16 protein-coding genes are annotated in these 20,515 nt (G+C 38.1%); 10 read left to right on the plus strand and 6 right to left on the minus strand.

Features of this window, described 5'->3' with window-relative positions; translation table 11 throughout:
* Positions 1-85 precede the first annotated feature (85 nt).
* Positions 86-2,683, plus strand: a complete 2,598-nt coding sequence (locus H4J66_RS06130) for a bifunctional diguanylate cyclase/phosphodiesterase (RefSeq protein WP_182171899.1) — start codon at positions 86-88, stop codon at positions 2,681-2,683.
* On the opposite strand, the gene H4J66_RS06135 is transcribed toward H4J66_RS06130, so the two are convergent.
* From H4J66_RS06135 to aroG, 3 genes are all read right to left on the minus strand, one after another.
* Positions 2,680-3,603, minus strand: coding sequence for an ABC transporter ATP-binding protein (locus H4J66_RS06135; RefSeq protein ID WP_182171902.1), 924 nt, complete (start codon positions 3,601-3,603; stop codon positions 2,680-2,682). The genes H4J66_RS06130 and H4J66_RS06135 overlap by 4 nt on opposite strands.
* Positions 3,600-4,412, minus strand: a complete 813-nt coding sequence (locus H4J66_RS06140; protein WP_182171905.1) for a hypothetical protein — start codon at positions 4,410-4,412, stop codon at positions 3,600-3,602. Before H4J66_RS06140 ends, H4J66_RS06135 begins: the two co-directional genes overlap by 4 nt.
* Positions 4,413-4,592: 180 nt before the next feature.
* The gene (gene aroG / locus H4J66_RS06145) at positions 4,593-5,645 is read right to left on the minus strand and encodes a 3-deoxy-7-phosphoheptulonate synthase AroG (protein WP_182171908.1); all 1,053 of its coding nucleotides are present in this window, start codon (positions 5,643-5,645) and stop codon (positions 4,593-4,595) included.
* 304 nt (positions 5,646-5,949) lie between these two features.
* On the opposite strand from aroG, the gene H4J66_RS06150 reads away from it, so the two are divergent.
* From H4J66_RS06150 to secF, 3 genes are all read left to right on the plus strand, one after another.
* Positions 5,950-6,387: a hypothetical protein gene (locus H4J66_RS06150; RefSeq protein ID WP_182171911.1), complete on the plus strand. Its 438-nt coding sequence runs from the start codon at positions 5,950-5,952 to the stop codon at positions 6,385-6,387.
* A gap of 126 nt (positions 6,388-6,513) precedes the next feature.
* The gene (secD, locus tag H4J66_RS06155) at positions 6,514-8,364 is read left to right on the plus strand and encodes a protein translocase subunit SecD (protein ID WP_409049354.1); all 1,851 of its coding nucleotides are present in this window, start codon (positions 6,514-6,516) and stop codon (positions 8,362-8,364) included.
* Positions 8,361-9,281, plus strand: coding sequence for a protein translocase subunit SecF (secF, locus tag H4J66_RS06160; RefSeq protein WP_182171916.1), 921 nt, complete (start codon positions 8,361-8,363; stop codon positions 9,279-9,281). Before secD ends, secF begins: the two co-directional genes overlap by 4 nt.
* Before the next feature lie 90 nt (positions 9,282-9,371).
* Here secF and H4J66_RS06165 read toward each other — a convergent pair whose 3' ends face one another.
* From H4J66_RS06165 to H4J66_RS06175, 3 genes are all read right to left on the minus strand, one after another.
* Positions 9,372-9,893 (minus strand): GNAT family N-acetyltransferase, encoded by a 522-nt coding sequence (locus H4J66_RS06165; RefSeq protein ID WP_182171919.1) that lies wholly within the window; start codon positions 9,891-9,893, stop codon positions 9,372-9,374.
* A gap of 29 nt (positions 9,894-9,922) precedes the next feature.
* The gene (locus H4J66_RS06170; RefSeq protein WP_182171922.1) at positions 9,923-11,107 is read right to left on the minus strand and encodes a cystathionine beta-lyase; all 1,185 of its coding nucleotides are present in this window, start codon (positions 11,105-11,107) and stop codon (positions 9,923-9,925) included.
* A 121-nt stretch (positions 11,108-11,228) separates the two neighbouring features.
* Positions 11,229-13,742, minus strand: a complete 2,514-nt coding sequence (locus tag H4J66_RS06175; RefSeq protein WP_182171925.1) for a DNA polymerase II — start codon at positions 13,740-13,742, stop codon at positions 11,229-11,231.
* Positions 13,743-13,882: 140 nt separating this feature from the next.
* On the opposite strand from H4J66_RS06175, the gene dinG reads away from it, so the two are divergent.
* The 6 genes from dinG (at position 13,883) to purB (ending at position 20,447) form a co-directional block, all read left to right on the plus strand.
* The gene (gene dinG, locus H4J66_RS06180; RefSeq protein ID WP_182172080.1) at positions 13,883-16,000 is read left to right on the plus strand and encodes an ATP-dependent DNA helicase DinG; all 2,118 of its coding nucleotides are present in this window, start codon (positions 13,883-13,885) and stop codon (positions 15,998-16,000) included.
* Positions 16,001-16,003: 3 nt separating this feature from the next.
* Positions 16,004-16,648, plus strand: a complete 645-nt coding sequence (locus tag H4J66_RS06185) for a pseudouridine synthase (RefSeq protein ID WP_182171928.1) — start codon at positions 16,004-16,006, stop codon at positions 16,646-16,648.
* 4 nt (positions 16,649-16,652) lie between these two features.
* The gene (locus tag H4J66_RS06190; protein WP_182171931.1) at positions 16,653-17,153 is read left to right on the plus strand and encodes an NUDIX hydrolase; all 501 of its coding nucleotides are present in this window, start codon (positions 16,653-16,655) and stop codon (positions 17,151-17,153) included.
* 63 nt (positions 17,154-17,216) lie between these two features.
* The gene (mnmA, locus tag H4J66_RS06195) at positions 17,217-18,368 is read left to right on the plus strand and encodes a tRNA 2-thiouridine(34) synthase MnmA (protein ID WP_182171934.1); all 1,152 of its coding nucleotides are present in this window, start codon (positions 17,217-17,219) and stop codon (positions 18,366-18,368) included.
* A 34-nt stretch (positions 18,369-18,402) separates the two neighbouring features.
* Entirely contained in the window at positions 18,403-19,026 is a 624-nt protein-coding gene (gene hflD, locus H4J66_RS06200) for a high frequency lysogenization protein HflD (RefSeq protein ID WP_182171937.1), read from the plus strand.
* A 50-nt stretch (positions 19,027-19,076) separates the two neighbouring features.
* A complete protein-coding gene (gene purB / locus H4J66_RS06205) occupies positions 19,077-20,447 on the plus strand; it encodes an adenylosuccinate lyase (RefSeq protein ID WP_182171940.1) in 1,371 nt (456 codons plus the stop codon).
* Positions 20,448-20,515: the final 68 nt, after the last annotated feature.

A 20,515-nucleotide genomic window follows, 5' to 3' on the forward strand; every position in this document is an offset into this window, starting at 1 on the left:
TTATTTTATTAATTCCTGCCTTTATTTGCGATATTCTGCTAAATTAACCTCATTAACTTATCTTGCTATTCTTAAAATCACCCTTATGACCAAGTTACCCTCAAGTGTTTATAACATTACCAAATTAGTCTTTATCCTAATGATTTCACTGGTGTTAGTTTTTATTCTTAACAGTGTATGGCAGTTTATCAGTCATATTGATGAACTTTCTTTTAGTGAAGACTCTCCTTTAATAACAAGTGATTTTAGCTACGCTATTGACCACGACAATAGTTTAAATATCAAAACTCTCGTTAAAAGCAAAGAGGCCGAAGCGCGATTCACTCCCTCGTTAGCTAATGACATTCCCTACGCATTAGGTCTTCAATCCTATTGGGTAAAAATTAATATCAATAACAACACCCCAAACACTCAAAGTGTTGTATTGCATGCCGATAACACCATGCTAGCCTTCTTTGATGTTTATAAAGTCAATGCTATGTTAGAAAGCGTGACTCAAATCGCTCAGCAAAAGACAACAATTGAACAAGACACCTTATTAGATGTATTTCCTCATGTAGCTTTTGATCTACTTGCAAAAAGCACGATGCAAGTTATTGTGCATGTAAAAAGTAATGGCCCACCAAATGTACCTTTGACCCTCTACAACAAAGGCAACTTTAATAAGCGTATCGATTATTCGCAAATTGTTTATGGAATATTTATTGGCATTATTCTTTTAATGGCAATATATAACCTTGTATTATATTTTGCGATAAAAGATAAGGTGTACTTGGTATATATTGGCTATTTATTATCTTCTTTTACCGTTTTAGCTGGACTAACTGGTTACGGGTATCTCATTTTCTCTAAAGATGTTCAGTATTTTATTCATCAGTATTTATTATTCATCAATTATTATTTGATATTCTTCCTTCTTCTTTTCTCGTTATACTTTTTACGTTATGACCAAACAAAAAGCACCCTCTATAAAATTGGAATGATATCAGGTGGTCTATTAATAGTTGTCGCTTTCTATTCACTGACCTTAGACCAAATAGCACAAACCAAACTGTTTTTTTCAATTCAGCCATTCTTTTACCTATTTTCATTATTTATCATTTTTAGAAGATTATCTAAAGACTTTGCCTGGGCACGCTTTTATTTTATTTCATGGGTACCTTTCCTAGCTGGGGCGGCAATTCAGCCACTAGTATTATTAAATTATGTTGATTCAACATTCATAACACGTAATGCATTTTTATTTGCGGTGATGATTGAAATTACTTTTATGGCTTTTGCACTCGCTGAGCGGATGCGCAGAAACGATCAAGATAGAATTAATGACATCTGTTACCATGATTTTACTAAATTACCCCGTAAGTCGATGCTTGAAAACGCCATGAACGAAATGAAAATTTCGGGTAAAAACGATTTTTGTGTCATAATAATTAAACCAGAACGTATCGAACAAATATCACTTTATATCGATGATAAAGCTAATGCGGCTTTATTTAAACGGCTAAGTCGTCGCTTAAGCTCACTGTTCATTCATAATGATGCTATCGTGGAATTATCTTCTAACCACGAAAAAATTTGTTTCTTAGAAAATAACTGTCTGGCTATTATCGTTAATAACGAGAAAAACCAGCAAGACTTGCCTGTTTTGATCAAATCAATACAACAGCTTACTTCTGAGACATTTCAAATAGATGAGCTTAAGTTACCCTTGTCAGCAGTCATTGGTGTCGCTAACTACCCAGAACATGGCAGTGCTAACTACTTATTGATTAATCATGCCCAGTTAGCGGTAAACGATGCGCAACTTGTCTATGGCCGTTGGGCTTATTATCAAAGCGAAAAATCAGATCACACCAGCTACTTACTCAAACTTGCCACCGATTTAAAAGAAGCCATAGAGAATGACACATTAGCTATATATCATCAGCCACAAATCGACCTTAAAACCTTACGCGTTTGCAGTAGCGAGTGTCTAATTCGTTGGGAACATCCTCGTGAAGGTTTCATCTCACCTGACATTTTTATTCCTTTAGCTGAAGATTTAGGCCTCATTAATCAGCTAACGTTATGGGTTATTAAGCGCGCTTTAGCACAGCATCAACAAATTTTAGTCAATAATAATCATATGGTCTCAATTAACATTAGTGGTAAAGATATTGCTCATGAGCACTTTTTTACTAATGCCCTGAGTATTATAGAAGAAAGTGGCATAGCAGCTGACAAAATAATTTTAGAGTTAACTGAATCGGCGTCAATTAGCCATAACAGGCAATCTCTTGAGTTAATCCAAAAATTAGGCGATTTAGGTTTTACGATCAGTATTGATGACTTTGGCACAGGATATTCATCAATGGCGCAAATTAGCCATCTTCCTTTTCAGGAGCTCAAGGTTGACCGACTATTTGTTGAGAATGTTAATGGTGATCACAAACGTAAAACCATTGCTGAAGCTACCGTTAAAATGGCAAAGGGTTTAGGGTTAGAAGTTGTTGCTGAAGGTATTAATAGCCAAGAAGATGAAGACACATTACGTGGTTTTGGCTGCGATATTGGGCAAGGCTATTACTACGCAAAACCAATGCCGATTGATGATTACCTTGACTGGTTGGCTTCACAAAACAATGGCCGAACACAAAAGCGTGTCGACCTTGATGGTGAGTTCATTCCTGCTGATAAAATCTAGAATAATCTATTTTCTAAAGTTTTACCGTTAGTTAATTGTGAATATTGCCATTTGTGTTGATGACAAAGCTTTAATATTTGTAAATCTAACGGTTCGCTTTCAGGAGAAACGAGACCGGTAGTGATTAAAAACTCATTGTTTTGTGTCTGTTCAATATGCTGAACATCGGCAACGCCAGCCATTAAAGGTAAAAAGTTATCGTACGCCTTCCTCATTCTAATCGTTAAGAAACCTTGCTGCTCTTCGCTTTGCAAGTATTGATGTTGTTTTAATTGTCCCTTCTCTATATATAAGACTTGGCTACATAACCGCTCTAGTTCACTCAAATCATGAGAACTTAAAATAAAGGTAATCTCTGATGATAATGAAGCAACGAGCTGACGAACTTCTCGTGCATTTATGGGATCAAGTCCCGCTGTCGCTTCATCCAACATAACTATTTCTGGCGAGCCAATTAACGTTTGGGCAATAGCAACACGTTTACGCATACCATGTGATAACTCATCAGGCTTGGCTTTTAGCGTGTCAGCCAAGCCAACAAGCTCTAACGTTCTTTGTGCTTCTTTTTGTGCATTCTTGCGAGTTAGACCTTGCAGTTGAGCATAAAAGGTTAATTGATGTGCGATAGAAAAACGTGGGTCGAATTGAGCATCTTGTGGTAAAGCCGCTAATCTGCCAAATAGGTTGGCGTCTCCAGCCCTCAATCCTGCAATAGTGATAGTCCCGCTACTGGGCAACAGATAACCACATAAAAGGCTAAATAAAGTTGTTTTACCTGCACCATTGGGTCCAACTAAAGCAATGGGTTGCCCTTTTTCTATACTGAATGATACTTTGTCTAAAGCTAGATGATCGCCAAATGATTTTGAAAGATTATCAACTTGAATTAATGGCGCAGATTGGCTATTAAGTAAACTCATATTGATGCCCTCTTTAGTAGTTTATCCGCAACAAATAACAAGACAATCGTTTGTAATATAGGAATTAAATAATGGTAAAAATCGAGTCCATCTAATGAAACTACACTGCTAATTTGTGTACCTGGAAAAATAAAGTTAAGAAAAAGTCCACTGTCTAATTGAAATTGAATAAAACCTATCACTAGTGCTCCTATGGTATAAAACAAAATACCAGCAACAATACTCATTTTTGCTGAGGATAAAATACTATTAAAAAATGACATCAGAGCAATGAAAGGTAAAATTATAATTGCTAATTCAATAAACAAAACTGCAGCTTGTTTTAAAGCCGATAAAAACAAAGCATTATCACGAAAAGTGGCTAAAATAACACATGCCACTAACGTTAGTAATATAAGGCTAACAAGTGTAAGGAATTGACCTAAAAATCGTCCTAGCAATATTTCACTACGCGAGGCTCTTAAGGTAATAAAACGAAGCGTTCCGCGAGCACGGTCGGAACATGTTTGATCACTACTGACTAAAAAAGTGAATATTGGAAATGAATAAACTGCGACTAACCAATAAATAGAAAATTCAGCAACGGGCCATTTCAACAAAGCACTTACTCCCAATGAGCCAAATAAAGCACTTGCTGCCACCTTAAATCCATCGGAAAAAACCAGTTCAGTGGCTGAACTGATCACATAAGTCAAAAGTATGAACCAAACAGCACAAAATGCTGTTAAGGCGATCAAGCCATTTTTAGTATTAAAAATACGCTTCAATTCGAATTGCGTGAGAATAGATAGTCGATGGATGTTTAACAAATTAACGCCTGCTAGTGATTATTTTTCAATACCATAAAGGCACAGCTAACAAAATGCGAGTGTTATTTTGTTTAAAACAGTGGCAATAACATCAGCGCTCGGCATTGAGTTTACAAATAAAAAAGCCAATCAAAATTGATTGGCTTTACTAATACACCTAAAGAAGGGGTGAAAATAAACTTAAGTTCTGCGAGTAACGACTGACTCACTCAGTTGTGCCAACAAGACTTCTGTATCAGACCAGCCAATACAAGCATCGGTAATACTTTGACCATATGTTGCCACTTCTCCGTCAACCAGGTCTTGGCGACCTTCTACTAAGTGACTTTCAACCATAACACCAAAAATATTGTCATTCCCGCCACTAATTTGCTGACAAACATCATCACAAACGAGCATTTGATTTTTAAACTTTTTACTGCTGTTAGCATGACTAAAGTCAATCATGATCTTAGTATTAAGTGAAGACTTGTCTAATTGCTCAGTCACAACTTTTACACTGTCTGCGTCAAAATTTGTCGCTTTACCGCCTCGTAAAATAATATGACAATCTTTATTGCCCGTTGTTTGTACAATAGCAGAATGACCATATTTAGTGACCGACAAAAAATGATGAGAAGCACTTGCCGCGCCAATTGCATCTATAGCCACTTTAATGGTGCCATCTGTACCATTTTTAAATCCGACTGGACAAGATAAGCCTGAGGCGAGTTCTCGATGAACTTGGCTTTCAGTAGTACGAGCCCCGATTGCTCCCCAACACATAAAATCAGCCATATACTGTGGCGTTATCATGTCTAAAAACTCACCCGCTGTCGGCATTCCCATATCATTGAGGTCGAGTAATAATTTACGGCCAATACGAAGACCGTCATTAAGCTTAAAGGTGTTATCCATGTAAGGGTCATTAATTAAGCCCTTCCAACCCACCGTTGTTCTTGGCTTTTCAAAATAAACTCGCATAACAATTTCAAGCGTGTCTTCATACTTTTTACGCAGTTTAACTAGTCGCTGGCCATATTCTAATGCTGCATCGGTGTCATGTATTGAACAAGGACCAATGACAACGAGCAAGCGATCATCTTTATTATTAAAAATGTTACTAATGGCTTTACGTGCAGAAAATACCGACTTAGATGCTTCTTGAGAAGCTGGAAATCGCTCAATAAGTGCGATTGGAGGTAATAATTCTTTGATTTTACTGATGCGAACGTCGTCGGTTTGGTAGAACATAGTCATTTCTCTTTACTTCAATACTAAAAAGTACAGTCATTGCACCGCTTAGAATTTATTTTCATTGTGTATGTCTAACTCGCTGGCTAGACTCCTAGATGGGTAACCCATCGACAACTTAGCAGTGTTAATCGGACAATACCAATAGAAAATGCCTTAAAAACAATATATCGATAATGTTGGCAATAATGATGATTTTTCGACAATAATCAATGCTACTTTAGTCAATTTATTTTACATCTACACTTGAAAAACAAATATTTTGCCATACATAAGCAGTATTAATAATTAATTTACTTTTCTTATGTGGCGTACTTTTTCAATAACCCTGTTTTTATTTGTCTTAGCTGCCACGGCTAATGCTTTACCTGTTGAAAATTCAGCTAATAGCGATTTAACTTTTTCTAGTCTACCGACCATTGGAAAAAGTCACTCGCACCCGACATCAAACTTTTCGGTATTAATAGATAATATTACACCCGATGATGTGGTTAACTTACCGCGCTTGAATCTAATTTCCGCCTCTTTATTTATTAATGAAATACAAACTACGCCAAGCTATCTTCTCGTTACTGAGTTTTTTACACTAAAACTCTCTGCAAGTTTATTTAAAAATCTTGCAAACCCTCCTGCTAAACTTAATTGGTATGAACAACTCCGTCATCGTTCAAGCTCTTCTCGACTTGCTGGTTGGAAAGATGGCAATACGTTATACACAGCTCGCCTGACTTATCATTCATAGATTCATCATCTAACCATTATTGACTTATTTTTTCCTTTTTCCCGTCACTGTTTTAACAGTGACCCTTGTTGCATGCGCTTTTCTAAAATTTAGAGAGTAAAGGTAGCAAAATTTCGAGATTTTATGATGAATTCACCTAGAAAAAAGCCATATCGTTACTTTACATGGCAAAACCTATTAATTATATTCACCTTAGTTTTTTTATTAGTAAATGCCCTACCCAACTTATATAAAGATAAACTAACAATTGTACTCTCACCTATTAATGCGAACGTGCAACAACTAACGACTAGTGAGCTTAAAGGTTTATTGAATAAGAACAACTTAACCCTTGATAAAATTCATACTATTGATAAAACAACGTCAATAACACTCAGTAATACAACCGACATAGCGTCAGTTAACGCACGTTTATCCAATACGTTTAACCATTATCGTGTTGAGACCTCGATGATAAGTGGCGTACCCTCATGGTTGCAATCATTCGACGCTAAGCCAATAAAATTAGGTTTAGATTTAAGTGGTGGAGTATTATTTGTACTAGATGTTGATACAAAACAAGCTTTATTTGACCGTCTTAAAAACATCGCATTAGCAATAAAAACCCTTGCTATGGAAGAACGTATTCGAGGCGTTAGTGTTGTTCAACATAAGATTGATCTTACTAGTGAAGCGGACAATCAAAACCTTTCGGTGAATTTTTCTAACGCTGACAAAAGTAAAATGGCTATACTTTTCACACAAATAAAAGCAGCCTACCCTGATTTATCTCAACAAAAAAATCAAAATGGCCAAGTGATCTTGTCCTACTCCTCGCAAAAAACAGCTCAATTTCGCCAAGAAACGATGCAGCAAACATTAAAAACGATGCGTGGAAGAATAGCTGAGCTGGGTATAACCGAAGCAGTAACACTTCAACAAGGTAAAAACCATATTCGTATTGAGTTGCCTGGTGTTCATGATCCCGAGGAAGCAAAACGTATTATAGGTGCCACGGCATCACTTGATTTTTATCAGCTTGCTGAAAACTCAAATGCAGCAGGTATATTACGTATGGCGGACGAACATGGCAGAACGTTTACCTTAAACAGCCAGGTGGTTTTTTCAGGTAGTAATATTGAAAATGCCCGCGCAGGACAAGATCAAATGAGCATGCCTTTAGTCAACCTCACCTTAGATGCCTTAGGTGGTAAGAAGATGTCGCAATTTTCTAAGCAAAATATTGGTAATGCTATGGTGACGGTGTTTTCTGAGTTTTATCGAGATGCTGATGATCAAATGGTCAAAAAAAGTAAAATAATTAATGTTGCCACCATTCAACAACACTTAGGTTCACAGTTTAGTATTACCAACATGCCCAGCCAACATGCGGCACAAGAACTGTCATTATTATTACGAGCAGGCTCGCTAACAGCGCCAGTAACTATAGTAAAACAGCGCACCATTGAAGCGACACTCGGCGAAAATAATATCAAAAATGGTATAAAAGCACTGAGTATAGGCATGGGATTTACTTTGTTATTCATGGTTTTTTGGTATAGAACTTTGGGGCTTATCGCTAATGTAGCGTTAACATTAAACTTAATAAGCTTACTAGGGTTGATGTCGTTACTCCCTGGGGCCGTACTAACACTTCCGGGTATTGCTGGTTTAGTATTGACAGTTGGTATGGCTGTAGATACCAATGTACTTATCTTTGAGCGGATAAAAGAAGAGTTAAAACGTGGACATAGAGTGTTATCTGCTGTTGAACAAGGCTATAAAAGTGCATTTTCAACGATTCTTGATGCCAATGTAACCACGATGATCACTGGTATTATTTTATACACCATAGGCAACGGCACAGTAAAAGGCTTTGCCCTTATTTTGTGTTTAGGTATTTTAACCAGTATGTTCACCGGTGTTTTTGTTTCTAAAAGTTTAACAAACCTTGTCATTCGAAAAAATAAAGCTCAGTTATTAGGTGTTAATGTATGAAAAATTTTAAAATAAATAGCACGTCTAAATTAAGTGTTTTTCGCCTAGTGGGTTGTTTTATAGCTATGATTTTTGTTGTTATAGCGCTTCTAGGACTATTTAATAAAGGTTTAGCACTCGGTTTAGATTTTACCGGTGGTTACTTAACTGAATTTTCAACCGAGAAATCACTCAGTCAACAGAAGATGAATAACTTACTCAGTAACTATCTTCCAGAAAGCTTTAAACTGACCTCTGCAGAGCAAGGGACTCATTGGAGTGTTCAACAAGCAGATAATAACGTCAGTTTACAAGATAAGGCATGGCTATCTGATTTTGCTGACAAAAATCAACTAAACATTAGCCCTCAAGATGCTATTTACATTGGCAGCCAAGTCGGAGAAGACTTAATTAACCAAGGTGGCTTAGCACTATTAACCGCAATCATTGTTATCTTAATGTATTTGTCTTTTAGATTTGAATGGCGTTTAGCCGCGGGTGCTGTTATTGCGCTTTTTCATGATGTACTTATCGTACTGGGGCTTTTTGCATGGTTTGGTATCCCCTTTGATTTAACAATATTAGCGAGTTTATTAGCTATTGTCGGTTACTCGTTAAACGACTCTATTATTGTCGGTGACAAAATCAGAGAAATAATGAAATCTACCCATGACGCCACAATAGATGAAGTGATCAATCAAGCCATTAAATCAACCTTAGTGCGAACGATGATCACCTCAGGAACAACCCTAGTGACTATTATGGCTGTATGGGGTTTTGCTGGGGAGTCTTTAGCGGGCTTTTCTATTGCGCTATTTTCAGGGATTTTAGTGGGCACTTTCTCTTCTATGGTAATTGCGGCGACTGTGCCACAGTTACTCGGGCTAACTGCTGATTATTATCAACAAAAAGAGCTAGAGGTTTGTCCTTTACCTTAATGTAAACGGCTTGAGAAACAGTTAGCAACACTAGGATATTTTCACTTAAGTCCATATCCTAGTGTTAAACGTTGTTGTCTTTAAAGTTGGTTACTGTTCAAAAAGTGGAGCTAGTCTCACTTTATAAAGGTTATTGGTTGAGCCATAAAACTCAATAGTTTGTTCAAATAAAAAACCAAGTTTTTTTAATAACATGTTAGAGGGAGTATTTTCTAGTGAGGTGATCGCGACAACATTTACTGCATACTTATTGTCATAAGCAGCTTTTAATATGGCTAATGAGGCTTCTCGAGCAAAGCCTTGCGAACAGTATTGAGGCAACAAGGCATAACCTAAGTCAGGAAATTCCAATTCAGGCCGCTTTAACAAACCACAAAGTCCAATCGGTGTGTTATCACTTTTCAAAGCGACTAAGTTTAGCCCAAAGCCCTGTTCGCTATAGCTTGCTAGTGGACCATTAACTAAGTAGGCAATTGCATCTTTGGTCTCTCTAACCCCTTTGTCACCTATGTTTTTAATAAAAGCATCATCATTCAATAATTGCAGAACAAATTTATGGTCCTGCTCATTCAAGTGCCTAATGGTTAACCTTTGTGTCGTGCATAGCAGCATGTAAATTCCAAACGTTTAACGCGTAAAGCTTAAGCTCTATTTTCTAAGGCAGTATTCAATCGATCAAAGCCTCGAGCAAGGTCAGCAATTAAGTCATCAACATCCTCTAAACCTATATGCAGGCGAATTAATGGATACTCATAATCCCACTTTGTCGCTGTTCGCAAACGCCCAACATTGGTATTACCCAAAATTAAACTTTCAAAGCCGCCCCACGAATAGCCCATTTTAAAATGTTCCATACCATCAAGTAAGGCATTAAGTGATTGCTTATCACCACGGGTTAACACAAATGAGAACAAACCGTTAGCACCAGTAAAGTCACGCTTAAAATATTCATGGCCCGGACACGATTCAAATGCTGGATGAAGAATAACATCAACTTCTTCGCGTGTTGCTAACCAATTAGCCACTTTTAGCGCACTAATTTGATGTTGTTTTAAACGCACACCTAAGGTACGAATGCCACGCATTGCCAAATACAAATCGTCAGGTGACGTACATTGCCCCATTAAGTAACTGTTTTCACGCAGTTGTGGCCAATATTCTTCAGTGGCTATTGCCGTACCTAACATCACATCTGAATGACCAACGATATATTTAGTCGCTGCTTGAATCGAAATATCGACACCATAATCAAAAGGTTGAAAATTAACCCCTGCAGCCCAAGTATTATCGAGCATAACCATACAGCCATGCTGGTGAGCAACTTCAGCTATCCCGGGAACATCTTGAACTTCCATGGTAATAGAGCCAGGAGACTCTAAGAAAATAAGTCGGGTGTTTTCTTTAATAAGTCCAGCGATATCTCGGCCAATAGTTGGATCGTAATAAGTCGTTTCAACGCCAATATTGATCAATATTTTATCGCAAAAATCACGCGTGGGTTCATAAGCCGTATCGACCATAAGGATATGGTCACCGGTTTTAACAAACGAAAGAATAGCATTAGTGATCGCCGCAGTACCCGATGGATAAATGGCACAACCGGCGCCTCCTTCGAGATCAGTCATAGCATCGGCGAAAGCAAAAGCCGTTGAGGTGCCCCTTCTGCCATAGAAAAGTACTTGATTACCACGATTTGCTGTTGCGTGATTCATTTCTTTAACCGTATTAAAAACAACGGTTGATGCACGTTCTACCGGGGGATTAACAACGCCACGTGTCCATTTTGATTTTCGTCCCGCATTGACTATTTTGGTATCGTTGATCATGATCTTTCATCCTAAAACATAAAATTCATTTAGCCATCTAAATAGCTAACTCAATAAAGTCACCTTATGATCTTTCCAAGCATGATGCACGATTTATTTATATTAATTAAAACAGCAGAGGCTATTGAAACAAGTTCATTTGATCACTGGTTAATTTTTCGAAACTACTCCCGACAAAAGGTAAAATAGCATCAGCAACGGTCGCTAATTGCCGATCGATATAAAACTGGTAATCGAGTGGCGCGTTAACATAACCTTTTGCTTGCGGTCCAGAAGTCGTGATCAAGTACTCTATCCAACCACGTTGCTGATATTTTAACGGTTGCTTATTTATCTTGTTTATATCATCGGCTAAACGTGCCGCTTTCACATGTGGAGGCACGTTTTTAACATAATGATCTAACTGCCTACGAATGCGTTTACGATACACCAGTAAATGATCTAATTGCCCTGCTGATGTTTGAGTAACAAAATTGCGTACATAGTCAGCAAAAGGTTCGCCATTAAATATTTTTAAATACAACTCTCGTTGAAAAGTTTTAGCCAGTTCAGTCCAATCGGTGCGGACGCTTTCTAAGCCTTTAAAAATCAATTCTGATGACCCCTTCTTTTCTACAATGCCAGCATAACGCTTCTTAGTACCGACATCTTGTCCTCTGATGGTTGGCATCAAAAATTTGCTAAAATGTGTTTCAAACTCAATTTCAAGTTGGCTTTCTATCGCAAATTCTTTTTTAAGCGTTGCTTGCCACCTAAGATTAATTTTATCTTGTAAGGTTTTACCCAGCTTTTGGCATTGCTGGTGGTTAAAATCATCGTCAACACTGACGAAAATAGAATCGGTATCGCCATAAATGACTTGATAACCATCATCTTCTAGCCACATTTTAGTGGTGATTAATAATTCATGGCTTCGTTTAGTGATTGAACCGGATAAACGAGGATCAAAAAATCGACATCCCGTTGAACCTAAGACTCCATAAAACGAATTCATAATAATTTTTATTGCTTGTGACAATGCCGCATTTTTATCTTTTTTAGCGATATCACGCTCTAACCACAGCTCATTAATAATGTCAGGTAAGAAATGTTTATCCCTAGAGAAATAAGCACCATCAAAACCTTTTATACTAGTCTCAGGTGATTGTAAACCTTCAATTAGGCCCATAGGATCAATATTAAAACTTCGAATAATAGAGGGATAAAGACTTTTAAAATCAAGTACTAAGACATTTTTATATAAACCCGGAATAGAGTCCATCACATAACCACCAGGAGAAATTAGCCCTTGCAAGCCATCGCCCATATTGGGCGCAATATAACCACTACGGTGTAATTTAGGTAAATATAAGTTGGTAAACGCTGCCACAGAGCCGCCAATACGGTCTATAGATAAACCGGTTAGTTTGGCGCGCAAACGCGTGAATTCGAGTAACAAGGATTGTTCAAAGATCAGGGTAACTAAATGGCAATCTTCAAGGTTATAAGCGGCTAAAGCTAGCTTGTCATTGGCAAAGTTGTTGTTAATTTCTTGCATTCTATTGTCAACATCATCGACCTTTTTCCCCTTACCTAATAAGGCATTGGCAACAAAATCAAGGGAAAAACTTGGAAAGTTATAAGTCGCGTTTTTTAGTAAATCAATACCATCAAGGACCACTCTGCCAGCGACATCAATAAATTTTTGCTCATTTTGACTACCGCCTGCCGAACGTGTTCGCCAGCGGGGAGACTTATCATTGCGGCCGATATTAAATGGGATATTATAAATATCACAGCGTTTTTGTAGCAAATTAAAATCAAAGTTAATCACGTTCCAACCAATAAAAATGTCGGGATCGTGGATTTTTATCCAAGCGATCAGCTCAGCTAGCAGCGCTTGTTCATTGTCAAGCCAAACGATGTGCTCTGCGATTTCTATCGCCTCAGCGTCGGATAACTTTGACTGTGTTATTTTTGCTAAAAACTTTTTTTGATCACCGATCATCAAAACACATTTTATCGGCTTACCATCAGACATTTTATGCGAATGTAAACCAATAGAATAAAGCTCCCCTGCCATTGAACACTCAATATCAAGTGATACCATAGTTAACGCAATATCATCAAGTAACTGAGTCTTATCCGTTGCACGGCATTTGTCACTATAAAAGGTAGCAAAGTTAGTCTGTAAAAACTGTTTGGCAGATTCGGTTATCGATAAAGCTGTTAACCGAGGGATAAATTCAATACCAGCGGTAATAAAGCGCTCCATTAAAAAGCGTTCATCGGGGCGAAAATCGTCTTCGTAACATTTTATCTGGGCTTGTTTTAAAACATCGCGTGCGCGATAGAATTCACGCATCGTTGAAAAATAAAAGCCACTGACAAGTTGTTGATTAAAGGTTTTAAGCGTAAGCGGGGTAACTTTAGCCGTTACTATTCGCTGCTCCGACAGGAGACTTTGCGCGCGAACTTGCTGCGTTTGTTCAACAAAAAATAATGCCTGTTGATTTTGCACAATAACATTAACAGCACCTTTAAGGGTTTTAATCCATAAAGACAATTCAATACCTTGTTTGGTATCATAGGCTTGACGAGTTAATAAAAAGCCATAATTCAAGCTAGGCGTTAATTTTTCTACAGTTAATGACATTAATTATTTTAATTCGTTGCGGATAACGATAAACTGTTAATATATACAGCAGTATATACTCATCCTATTTGAAGATACAGGATTCAGCCTATTTAACTGAAATGTGTATATAACCTAATGAACCCTAAATGGCTAACAGCATGCTAAGCGATAAAATTAAAGTAGCAATTCGCACATCGTATAAAACCATTGGTGAAAATCTAGAAAACTTTCACCCAAGAAAACAGCAAACTTTTTTGATTGCCGAAATAGCTAAAACTCTTGCGGGAGAATACGATAAAGCGCGAAAAATTATTATCATAGAAGCAGGTACCGGTACGGGTAAATCGTTGGCTTATTCATTAGGCGCTATTCCATTAGCAATGTCACGTCAAAAGAAGGTCTGTATTTCTACTGCAACAGTTGCGCTACAAGAACAATTAGTGGACAAAGATTTACCCTTCTTAAAGAAACATTCAGGCTTAGATTTTAATTTCACCTTAGTCAAAGGTCGCCAACGCTATGTTTGTCGGCAAAAATTAGCGCTTGCTGTCAGTCAAGACGATTCCCCTCAGGCCGGTTTCACCTTTGCGCAAAAACCTGATGCCATGGATATAAAGTTATTGCATCATTTACATAAAGCGTTAACGGATAATAAATGGCAAGGCGATCTAGATTCTTGGGCAGACCCTATCCCTCATCATTTATGGCAACAAATTCAATGTGACAAACACAGTTGTTTAAAACATTTAGCCGATCACACCCATTGCCCTTTTCATAAAGCTCGAGAAACCATGGAGTCTGCCGATGTGTTGGTCATTAACCATAGTTTATTACTGGCTGATTTAGAGCTTGGTGGAGGTGTTATTTTACCCTCACCAGAAGACACTTTTTACATTATTGACGAAGCACATCATCTGCCTAAAGTAACCCGTGATCATTCAAGTGCGAATGTTGCCATTAAAGGTGCCATTGATTGGCTAACCAAGTTAAAAGAAACCGGCGATAAAATGGCAAAATTAATAAAGTCGACTTCGGCCATTTCACCCTCGTTAAAATTAGGGGACGATTGCCAAGATTTATTAATGGAAATGCAAAAAGTAGCGAGCTTTATCGAAAACAATCAGGCGTTATATTTCAATGAAAAAGCTAAAGAAAATAGCCGTTTCTCTCGTGATGACGAGGCGGCATTATATCGTTTTGAAAACGGAATCGTTCCACCGAACTTAAAAAACTCAGCTAAAGATTTAGCAGAGCTCAGTAAAAAATGTTTAGGACATTGCAACAAGCTATATAATTTATTGATGGAGTCAGTGAAAGACGGGGAGTGTAAAATGTTTGTTGCCGAGCCCTTACTTGCAGAAGCTGGTTTTATGATCCAACGGTTAGAAAATTTCAACTCACTATGGAAAATGTATGCCAAAACAGATAGTGAGAAAGGCGCTCCAATGGCAAGGTGGTTCGAAAAACTGACGGGCAAACGTAGTGACTTTTTAGTGTCGGCTTCCCCTATTGAAGTGGGCTTTACCCTTGAAGATATTCTCTGGTCAAAATGTGAAGGGGCGGTATTATGCTCAGCCACTATTTTAGCATTAAATTCGTTTGAGCATTTCCGCCGTCAGGTCGGTTTACAAACGAATGATGGCACTCAATATCAAAAAGTCGACTCACCGTTTGATTATCAAAACAATGCGCAACTAGTTATCGCTAAAATGAAAAATGAGCCAAGTAGCCCTCAGTTCACCGATGAATTAATTAAAGAGTTACCGGCGTTAATTAAGCAAGAAAAAGCCTGTTTAGTGCTGTTTTCTTCGTATTGGCAAATGGAACAAGTAGCTAAAGCCTTACGAGAGCAGGACAAAATGGAGATTCTAGTTCAGGGTGAGCAGTCACGTCAGCATATTATAGAGGCCCATAGAAAACGCTGTGATGAAGATAAAACCAGTATAATTTTTGGCACACAAAGTTTTTCTGAGGGTCTAGATTTACCTGGTAAATATTTAACGAATTTGATTATTACCAAATTACCCTTCTCTGTGCCAACATCACCCGTTGAAGAAGCACAAGCTGAATACATTACCGCTAAAGGCGGCAATCCTTTTATGTCGATTTCAGTGCCAGAAACATCCAAAAAACTTATTCAAGCGACAGGACGATTACTGCGAAATGAGAAAGATACCGGTATCATTACTTTAATGGATAAACGTTTAGTAACTAAACGTTATGGTAAGCAATTACTTGATTCTTTACCGCCCTATCAAATTATTTCAAAAGGATAAACTTTGACTAACCTCACTAAGCGTCCAAAAGCGTCAAGCTCAACTAATCGTCGATTATCAAAGAGTCGCTCATTAAAAGACGTTAAGCCTCGCCCTGCTCCAGCAGATCGTGTGTTAGTACTTTTCAATAAACCCTTTGATGTACTGTCGCAATTTACGGATGATCAGCAGCGTAAAACCTTAAAAGATTTTATTCCAGTTAAAGACGTTTATGCCGCTGGGCGTTTAGACCGAGACAGTGAAGGCTTGTTGTTGCTGACCAATGACGGGAAATTGCAGCACAAACTGGCTAACCCAACCGAAAAAACAGAAAAAACCTATTGGGCACAAGTTGAGGGTGTGCCACAGGAAGCTGATTTACAAAAACTTCGAAAGGGTGTCGAACTAAAAGATGGCCAAACGTTACCAGCCAGAGTAAAAGTGATCAGTGAACCAGACCTTTGGCCACGTAACCCGCCAATACGCGAGCGAGCGAATATTCCCACGACATGGCTCAGTATCGCGATTACCGAAGGAAAGAACCGGCAGGTCCGCAGAATGACCGCGGCTATTAATTTTCCAACGCTACGACTTATCCGTTACAGCATTGGTCAATACACCCTTGACGGTATCGAAAATGGCCATTACCAACAACTTAAAAGTGAATAAGAATATGACACTAGCTGTTAACACTGCCGGTAATGACCATGGCGAAAATCAATTTAAGCCCAACGCTACCGTGGCAGCTATTATTGTTCATCAAAATCAATTTTTATTGGTTGAAGAAATTGAAAAAGGTAAAAAAGTCTTTAACCAGCCTGCTGGACATTTAGAGGCGAATGAAAACTTAATCAGTGCCATTGAACGAGAAGTTCTGGAAGAAACAGGCTTAGCACTGTCGCCTAATTACGTTTCAGGTATTTATTACTTTTATCGCCCAGACATTAATCTTTATTACCTTAGATTTTGTTTTGTTATTGAACTTGATGAATTTCTGCAGGGTAGCCCACAAGATGATGAGATTATTGCCACCCATTGGCTGTCATTTGATGAAATAAAAGCAAAATCTGCACAATTACGCAGCACGCTGGTCTTAGAATGTATTGAGGATTACTTAGCTGTTTTGAAAAATGGAAAAAAAATATCATTATCTTCATTAAAATCCAATCTTTAATCTATGCCCCTAAATCCTGACATGCTATAATTTTTCGCCTTTTTCTCTAGATTTGTAGTTTTAATGTCATCACAAGTATCATCGAGCGCTGAAAACCAAAACACCGCGCCTATAAGTAAAGCACCACGCGACACCAAAGTAATTGTTGGTATGTCTGGCGGTGTTGACTCCTCTGTTTCTGCACACTTATTGATTGAACAAGGTTACCAAGTTGAAGGCCTGTTCATGAAAAATTGGGAAGAAGACGATACCGATGAATACTGTGCAGCGGCACAAGACCTCGAAGATGCACAACTTGTTTGTGACAAACTCGGTATAAAGTTACACACCATTAATTTCGCAACAGAATACTGGGATAATGTTTTTGAGTATTTCTTAGCTGAATATAAAGCAGGTCGCACGCCGAACCCTGATATTATGTGTAACAAAGAAATCAAATTTAAAGCCTTCTTAGAGTTTGCTTGTGAAGACTTAAATGCCGACTATATTGCCACCGGACACTATGTTCAGCGCGAGTTTATCGATGGTCAGTGGTCTATGTTACGTGGTTTAGACAGTAATAAAGATCAAAGTTACTTTTTATATACGCTAAGTGATGAGCAAGTGGGACGGACATTATTCCCTGTGGGTAATATCGAAAAGCCTGCAGTACGCGCTATTGCCGAACAGGCTGACTTAATTACTCATAATAAAAAAGACAGCACGGGTATTTGTTTTATTGGTGAGCGTAAGTTCAAAGATTTCTTAGGTCAATACTTACCCGCGCAGCCAGGTAAAATTGAATCCGCTGAAGGCGATGTCATTGGCGAACACGACGGTTTAATGTACCACACGCTAGGTCAGCGCAAAGGCCTTCGCATAGGCGGTTTAGCTAATGCCGGAGAAGAGCCTTGGTACGTTGTTGAAAAAGATTTATTGCGCAATGTTTTAATTGTTGGTCAAGGTCATAATCACCCTCGTTTATTTTCTAAAGGTTTAATCGGTAATCAATTACATTTAGTGAACCGCAAACCTCTTGATATGCCAATAAAATGTACCGTTAAAACCCGCTATCGCCAAGATGATGTCCCTTGTCATCTGTCTCCGATGAGCGATGGTGAATATTTAGTTATGTTTGATGAAGCACAAAGTTCAGTAACGCCGGGACAATCTGTAGTTTTTTATCAAGATAATATTTGTCTTGGTGGCGGTATCATCAACACACTTATCCGTTAAGTTGTAACGAAAATTAGTTGAGCAGTTAATAGTTATGAACAGTATAAATGAACAAACCCTTACACTTGCCGCGGTTTGTCAAGTCGCTTATTGGGTGCAAAAAATATCTCGTAGTGGCCAAATAGACGAAGACGAACTCGCCTTATTACTTAATAGTGTCATGATCACATCGCCTAAAAACACCATGGAAGTTTATGGTGGTGAAATGAGTCATTTAAAAATAGGATTAACAACACTAGTTAACCATTTAGGCAATAAATCAACTAACAAAGATCCTGAGATCACCCGTTATGTGGTGAGCTTACTGGGTTTAGAGCGTCGTTTAAGCAAATATAGCGATAAAATGAATGCGCTCGGTGAACGAATTAGCCAAAGCCAACGTCAATTAGCACATTATGACATTACCAGTGAAACACTCGTTTCGAGCTTAGCGTCAATTTATAGCGATTTGATCAGCCCACTTGGAACACCTATTCAGGTAGCAGGCGAGCCCGCTATATTAAAGCAATCAGTCAATCAACATAAGATACGTGCCTTGTTATTGGCTGGTATTCGCTCAAGTGTTTTATGGCGACAGGTCGGTGGACAACGCCGAAGTATTTTATTTTCACGTTCAAAATTGGTTGAATGTGCCGAGCAGCTGCTCAAAGCTTGTTAAAAAAATTCAAAATTAGTTTTTAACTTTACTTTAAATATTAGGAAAACCCTATGGAACTTTCAGCATTAAGTGCAATATCTCCAGTAGATGGTCGTTATGGCAGCAAAGTTAAGTCATTACGCCCTATATTCAGTGAATTTGGTTTAATAAAATACCGTGTTACCGTTGAAGTTCGTTGGTTACAAAAACTTGCAGCAACGACAGAAATTGCAGAAGTTCCGGCTTTTAGCAGTGACGCTACGGCAACATTAAATGCGATTGTTGATAACTTCAGTGAAGTAGACGCACAGCGCATTAAAGACATTGAAGCGACCACTAATCATGATGTAAAAGCGGTTGAGTATTTCTTAAAAGAAAAAATTGCTGATCATGCTGAATTAAACGCAGTGACTGAGTTTATTCATTTTGCTTGTACATCTGAAGATATTAACAACCTTTCGCACGGTTTAATGTTAAATGACTGTCGTACCGACGTTTTATTACCAGAAATGGATAAAATATTAGCGGCAATTAAAGCGCTAGCAATTGAATACAAAACTATTCCAATGATGTGTCGTACTCACGGTCAACCTGCTTCTCCAAGTACTTTGGGTAAAGAAATGGCCAACGTTTATATTCGTCTTAAACGTCAACGTGCCCAAATTGCTGATGTTGAATTATTAGGTAAGATCAATGGTGCTGTTGGCAATTACAATGCACACCTATCAGCTTACCCTGAAGTTAATTGGCATGAATTTGCTAATGAATTTGTTACTTCATTAGGTTTATCGTTTAATCCCTTTACGACTCAAATTGAACCACATGATTACATTGCCGAGTTATTTGATGCCATTGCCCGCTTTAACACCATCTTAATCGATTTTGATCGTGATATTTGGGGTTACATCGCGATGGGTCACTTTAAGCAAAAAACCATTGCAGGTGAAATTGGTTCATCAACAATGCCACATAAAGTTAACCCAATTGACTTTGAAAATTCTGAAGGTAACTTAGGCATTGCTAATGCATTATTTACCCACTTGGCGCAAAAATTACCGATTTCTCGCTGGCAACGTGACTTAACAGATTCAACAGTTTTACGTAACTTAGGTGTTGGTTTTGCTCATGCGATGATAGCTTACGGTGCTACATTAAAAGGTATTAGTAAGTTACAAGTAAATGAAGCAAATCTAGCGGCTGAATTAGACAGCAACTGGGAAGTTTTAGCTGAACCCGTACAAACAGTAATGCGTCGTTATGGTATCGAAAAGCCATACGAAAAATTAAAAGAGCTAACTCGCGGTAAGCGCGTCAATGGCGACTCAATGCGCGCTTTCATTATGACACTTGAATTACCTGATGCAGCTAAAGCACAGTTATGTGAAATGACACCCGCGAGTTATATAGGTCGCGCAGTAGAATTTATTAACGAATTAGATTAGTTTTATCTAAACGTATGCTAATAAAAAGGAACCTCGCGGTTCCTTTTTATGTTCAGGATGAACGGTAT

Source organism: Colwellia sp. MB3u-55, from assembly GCF_014076785.1.
Lineage (GTDB): Bacteria > Pseudomonadota > Gammaproteobacteria > Enterobacterales > Alteromonadaceae > Colwellia_A.

Excerpts from the sequence above, each read along its gene's own strand:
- H4J66_RS06175 (WP_182171925.1), bottom strand. The coding sequence starts at position 13,742 with ATGTCATTAACTGTAGAAAAATTAACGCCTAGCTTGAATTATGGCTTT.
- secD (WP_409049354.1), top strand. The coding sequence starts at position 6,514 with ATGAATTCACCTAGAAAAAAGCCATATCGTTACTTTACATGGCAAAAC.
- aroG (WP_182171908.1), bottom strand. The coding sequence starts at position 5,645 with ATGTTCTACCAAACCGACGACGTTCGCATCAGTAAAATCAAAGAATTA.
- purB (WP_182171940.1), top strand. The coding sequence starts at position 19,077 with ATGGAACTTTCAGCATTAAGTGCAATATCTCCAGTAGATGGTCGTTAT.
- H4J66_RS06130 (WP_182171899.1), top strand. The coding sequence starts at position 86 with ATGACCAAGTTACCCTCAAGTGTTTATAACATTACCAAATTAGTCTTT.
- dinG (WP_182172080.1), top strand. The coding sequence starts at position 13,883 with ATGCTAAGCGATAAAATTAAAGTAGCAATTCGCACATCGTATAAAACC.
- H4J66_RS06165 (WP_182171919.1), bottom strand. The coding sequence starts at position 9,893 with ATGCTGCTATGCACGACACAAAGGTTAACCATTAGGCACTTGAATGAG.
- hflD (WP_182171937.1), top strand. The coding sequence starts at position 18,403 with ATGAACAGTATAAATGAACAAACCCTTACACTTGCCGCGGTTTGTCAA.
- H4J66_RS06150 (WP_182171911.1), top strand. The coding sequence starts at position 5,950 with ATGTGGCGTACTTTTTCAATAACCCTGTTTTTATTTGTCTTAGCTGCC.
- secF (WP_182171916.1), top strand. The coding sequence starts at position 8,361 with ATGAAAAATTTTAAAATAAATAGCACGTCTAAATTAAGTGTTTTTCGC.
- H4J66_RS06170 (WP_182171922.1), bottom strand. The coding sequence starts at position 11,107 with ATGATCAACGATACCAAAATAGTCAATGCGGGACGAAAATCAAAATGG.
- mnmA (WP_182171934.1), top strand. The coding sequence starts at position 17,217 with ATGTCATCACAAGTATCATCGAGCGCTGAAAACCAAAACACCGCGCCT.
- H4J66_RS06190 (WP_182171931.1), top strand. The coding sequence starts at position 16,653 with ATGACACTAGCTGTTAACACTGCCGGTAATGACCATGGCGAAAATCAA.
- H4J66_RS06135 (WP_182171902.1), bottom strand. The coding sequence starts at position 3,603 with ATGAGTTTACTTAATAGCCAATCTGCGCCATTAATTCAAGTTGATAAT.